Source organism: Craterilacuibacter sp. (assembly GCF_051659485.1).
In the GTDB taxonomy this organism is placed as follows: Bacteria; Pseudomonadota; Gammaproteobacteria; order Burkholderiales; family Chromobacteriaceae; genus Craterilacuibacter.
Window position 1 is genome coordinate 1 of sequence record NZ_JBOFOO010000209.1, and the last position, 4853, is coordinate 4853.

Here is a 4853-nt window from a genome sequence, read left to right on the forward strand (position 1 = left end):
GACGTGGTGGTGGCCTGCGCCGGCACCGCGCTGACGGTCGAGGCCCTGTCGGCAGAGGGCGACTATCTGGGCGGGCTGATCCTGCCCGGGCAGCAACTGATGCGCCACAGCCTCGCACGCGGTACGGCACAGCTGGACCGGCCCGTCGGTGAGTGCCAGCATTTTCCGCAGGGGACCGAAGACGCCATTGCCAGCGGCATTGTGGATGCGCAAGCCGGTGCGATCGAGCGCATGCGCGCACGCTTGCAGGCGCATACCGGCCGCAGCGGTGCGACGGTATTGCTGACGGGGGGTGATGCCGCCTATTTGCTGCCTCACCTCGCCGCGCCGGTACGTATCGTGGATAATCTGGTGATTCTTGGACTTCTCAGCGTGGCGAACTCGGCATGAAGTGGATTTTTGCAGCGGTAGTGGTACTTAATCTGTTGCTAGCTGGGCTGATCGCCCTGCAGCAGACGCCTCAGGATGATTTCCGCTCGCGCGAAGCCAGCCCGCAGCTCATCAGCCTGCTGCCGGAAAATGCCTTTTCAAGCATCGCGGCTAGCGCGCCCGTTGCCAGCGCACCATTAACCCCGATCGCGGCAAGTATGCCGGCGACGATGCCGCCGGCTGCTGTCGTTGCGGCGGCCGTGACCGCCAGTGCGCCTGCTGCCTTGCTAGCCAAGGCGGCCAAGGTGCCGGAGGCCAAAGTCGTGGAAGCCAAGCTGTGCTATCGCTGGGGCGAGTTGACCGATAGCCAGTTGGCCCGTGCCCGTGGTGGCGTGGCGACGCTGCGCCTGCCGGCGGCACAGATCTCGGATAGCGTGCGTGAAGAGAAGCAGGCGGGTGGCAAGGCCTGGGTCTATTATCCGCCGCTTGCGACCCAGTCGGAGACGCAAACCCTGATCGCCGAACTCAAGGCCAAAGGTCTGGATAGTTATATCGTGCGCAATGAGGGGCCGTACCGCGGTTATCTATCGCTGGGCCTGTTTGCCAAGGAAGCCGGTGCCCAAGCACTGGTCAAACGTTTGAAGAGCTTGGGCTTTGATCAGGCGCAGATCGATGCGCGTGGCCAGCGCAGCAATAAAACCACAATAAGCTTGCGTGCGCTGACCTCGGCACAAGCCGATAAACTCAAAGCCGTACAGCAGCGGCTATTGCCCGGCATCGCTGTCCAGCCATTTAGCTGTAACTGAAGCATTCCGGCCGGGGGTGTCTTGCTCCCGGCTGCGGCCTTTCCTGCGTGCTGCCTCCCGTTCGTCGTTCCCTCCCCTTCCCGTAATATGTATGTCATTTTTTCTTGATCCTGCTGTCACACGCAGGACTTATCGTTGTTGCTATCGGCCGGTTTCGCGGCAGAATCTAATGGAGTCCTTCATGAGCGACAGCTACAAGATCAAGCATCACGGCGTGGAAGAATGCAGTAACACGTCGGACAATTCCGCATTTTCTGCCGTGCTGGATGCCCGTTTTTCACGCCGCAGTGTGCTGCAAGCGGGGGGGGCCGCCGGCGTAGCCGGTTTGAGCGCGGGTTTGTTGCCGGCTTTGGTTCAGGCCGCACCCTTGTCGGCGAAACCGGCGGTATTGGGCTTTGCGCCAGTGCCGTTCTCGGTCGAGGACAGGGTCGTGGTGCCGCAGGGCTATGCGGCCGATGTGCTGTATGCATGGGGTGACCCGGTCGGAATCAAGGGCATGAGCCCCGCATTCAAGGCCGATGCATCGAATAGCGCTGCCGAGCAGGCCGTGCAGGCCGGCATGCATCATGACGGTATGGCGTATTTCGGCCTGCCGCAAGGTACGAAGACTTCCAAGCATGGCCTGCTGGCTATCAACCATGAGTACACCGATGACGGCCTGCTGCACAGCGACGGCATGAAAAGCTGGGATGGCGACAAGGTGAAGAAGGCGCAGGCGGCCAACGGCGTATCGGTGATCGAGGTGGAGGATGCCGGCAAGGGGCGCGGCTGGCGCGTGGTGCGTCCGTCGAAGTACGCACGGCGCATTACCGCCAGTACGCCGATCGCTATCGGTGGCCCGGCACGTGGTCACACGCTGATGAAGACCGAAGCAGACCCGCTCGGCGTCGAGATCTTGGGCACGCTGAATAACTGCGCCAACGGCCAGACGCCGTGGGGCACTTACCTCACCTGCGAGGAGAACTTTGACGGTTACTTCGTCAACGATTCAGGCGCGCTGTCGGACAACGAGAAGCGCTACGGCATCAAGAACAAGGATGCCGGCTACAAGTGGGCATGGGAAGACTTCCGCTTCGATCTGCAGCTCAATCCGAACGAGGCCAACCGCTTTGGCTGGGTGGTCGAAATTGATCCGTTCGATCCGAAGTCCAAGCCGGTCAAGCGCACGGCACTGGGGCGTTTCAAGCACGAGGGAGCAACGGTGACGATCGCACCGGATGGCCGTGCGGTGGTGTATATGGGTGACGACCAGCGTTTCGAGTACATCTACAAGTTCGTATCGAAAAACCGTTATCAGCCGAATAACCGCAAGGCCAACAGCCGTCTGCTGGACGAGGGTACGCTGTATGTGGCGCGCTTCGATGCCGATGGCGCCGGCCAGTGGCTGCCGCTGGTGCACGGCCAGAACGGAGTTGACGCGAGCCGCGGCTTTGCCGATCAGGGCGAGGTGGTGATCAAGGCGCGCATGGCTGCGGATGTGGTCGGTGCCACCAAGATGGACCGCCCGGAGTGGATCGCCATCAATCCCAAGGTGGCCGGCGAAGTGTATTGCACGCTGACCAATAACTCGGAGCGTGGTGGCGAGGGCAAGCCCGGCGTCGATGCGGCCAACCCGCGCGCCGATAATAAGTTCGGCCATATCATCCGCTGGCACGAGGCCGGCGGCAATGCGGCGGCGAACGCCTTCAAGTGGGACATTTTCGCACTGGCCGGCAAGCCGGATGCCGTCAAGAGCGAGCATAAAGGCGCGCTCAAGGGCGATATTTTCGGCAGTGCTGATGGTTTGTCGTTTGATCAGCAGGGTGTGTTGTGGGTGCAGACCGACGTATCGACCTCGACCGTCAACATGAAGGAATACGCGGGGATGGGTAACAACCAGATGCTGGCGGTGATCCCGGAAACCGGCGAGTTCCGCCGCTTCCTGACCGGCCCCAACGGCAGCGAGATCACCGGTATCAGTTTCACGCCGGATAACAAGACGCTATTTATCAATATCCAGCACCCGGGCGAGCCGGAGAGCGAGCGCTCAGACCCGGCCAAGCCGACGGCGATCTCGAGCTGGCCGGACGGGGCTGCTGCCGGTCGTCCGCGTTCGGCCACTGTGGTGATCCGCAAGCTGGATGGCGGCGTGATCGGTAGCTAAAACGCTCGCGCAGCTGAAGCCCAAGATATACCCACGGGCTTCAGCTGCCGGCCGGGCTTATGCCGGTTTTTTTTCGGTGGCGGCCGGTTTGCGTATCAGTAGAAAGACCACACTGCTGGCCCAGGTCATGATGGCCAGTGTCATGAAGGTGTAGCGGTAGGCAGTAAAGGTCGCGCTGCTGTCGGGGTGGAAGCTTTGTCCGAGAAAAAGCGACAGTATCACAATGGAGAAAGTCAGCCCCATGCTCAGCGCCAGCTGAATGGCAGTGGAGAGCAGCATATTGCCGGCACTGGCTTGTTCGGGAGGCAGGCAGGCGAGCGCCGTGGAATTCAGGGTCGAAAATTGCAGCGAGATGCAGGCACCTAAGACCAGCATCACCAGTACAAAGTACAGATTGCTGGTGTCGGGCCCGACCAGCGCTAGCGCCATGATGGCAGCGCCTACGCCGCTATTGCTCACCATCAGCACGTGGAAGCTACCAAAGCGCTTGATCAATGGCACCACCACCGGTTTGACCAGTAGTGCCGCACCAGCGATGGGCATCAACAACAGGCCGGCGTGGGCCGGCGAGTATAGAAAGGCCAGTTGCAGAAACAGCGGCAATAGCAAGGGGATGCCGCCAGAACCAAGGCGTACTACCAAGTTGCCAAGAATGCCGACACTGAATACGCGGTTGCGGAAAATAGCCAGCGGGAACAGTGGTGCTTTGTGGCGCCTGGCGTGGCGGATATAAGCGCCGATGCAAAGCACGCCGCTGCTGATCATTCCCAGCGTACCCACAGCCCCCAGTCGGTGTTCGCCGAACATTTCCAGCGCGTAGGAGATCAGCAACACCCCGCCGGCAAACAGCAGGTAGCCGGGAATATCTATGCGGGCAGCGGGGTCGGATAGTTGCGGCATATGCTTTATCGCCAGTACCAATCCCAGGATTCCGACCGGCACATTGACCAGAAAAATCCAGTGCCAGCTACTGTACTGGACGATCAGCCCCCCCAGCGAAGGGCCGAGTACCGGGCCTATCAGGCCGGGCAGGGCGATGAAGTTCAGCACCTCCATCCGCGTATTCTTGTCGGGATAGCTTTTGAGTACGGCCAGGCGTCCGGTGGGCAGCATCAGTGCCCCCCCCATCCCCTGCAAGATGCGGCAGGCGATCATCTGCGGCAGCGTTTGCGCGGCGGCACACAAGATGGAGCCGGTGGTAAACAGTAGGATGGCGCAGATAAAGGCGCGACGTGTGCCGAAGCGGTCGGCTATCCAGCCGGACAAGGGCACCAGTACCGCCAGCGTCAGTACGTAAGCCACCAGCACCGATTGCATCACCAGCGGGCTTTCGCCCAGACTGGCCGCCATGGAAGGCAGTGCCGTATTGAGAATGGTGGCGTCCAGCGTCTCCATAAATAGGCTGATGGCAGCGAGCCAGGGCAGCCAGGGAGAGACGCCGTCGACACGGGGCGGGAGGATGTTTAGCATTCATGAACTATATATGCCGGCATTTCATTCTGCCGGCATTAACTGATCATGATACCGGTACGCCC

Annotated in this window: 4 protein-coding genes; 3 read left to right on the plus strand and 1 reads right to left on the minus strand. The window is 61.0% G+C overall.

Features of this window, described 5'->3' with window-relative positions; all coding sequences use genetic code 11:
- From ACRC1E_RS07510 to ACRC1E_RS07520, 3 genes are all read left to right on the plus strand, one after another.
- Positions 1–390 (plus strand): type III pantothenate kinase (locus ACRC1E_RS07510; RefSeq protein WP_438514484.1); only part of this gene is annotated, 390 nt, incomplete at its 5' end.
- A complete protein-coding gene (locus ACRC1E_RS07515) occupies positions 387–1175 on the plus strand; it encodes an SPOR domain-containing protein (protein WP_438514485.1) in 789 nt (262 codons plus the stop codon). The genes ACRC1E_RS07510 and ACRC1E_RS07515, both read left to right, overlap by 4 nt.
- 181 nt (positions 1176–1356) lie before the next feature.
- Positions 1357–3318 carry a PhoX family protein gene (locus ACRC1E_RS07520; RefSeq protein WP_438514486.1) on the plus strand — a complete coding sequence of 654 codons (1962 nt, stop codon included), beginning with the start codon at positions 1357–1359 and terminating at the stop codon, positions 3316–3318.
- A 57-nt stretch (positions 3319–3375) separates the two neighbouring features.
- Here ACRC1E_RS07520 and ACRC1E_RS07525 read toward each other — a convergent pair whose 3' ends face one another.
- Positions 3376–4788, minus strand: a complete 1413-nt coding sequence (locus tag ACRC1E_RS07525) for a DHA2 family efflux MFS transporter permease subunit (RefSeq protein WP_438514487.1) — start codon at positions 4786–4788, stop codon at positions 3376–3378.
- Positions 4789–4853 lie beyond the last annotated feature (65 nt).

What these genes read in the sequence shown, in the direction of transcription:
- ACRC1E_RS07525 (WP_438514487.1), bottom strand. Translation starts at nt 4,788, where the DNA reads ATGCTAAACATCCTCCCGCCCCGTGTCGACGGCGTCTCTCCCTGGCTG.
- ACRC1E_RS07520 (WP_438514486.1), top strand. Translation starts at nt 1,357, where the DNA reads ATGAGCGACAGCTACAAGATCAAGCATCACGGCGTGGAAGAATGCAGT.
- ACRC1E_RS07515 (WP_438514485.1), top strand. Translation starts at nt 387, where the DNA reads ATGAAGTGGATTTTTGCAGCGGTAGTGGTACTTAATCTGTTGCTAGCT.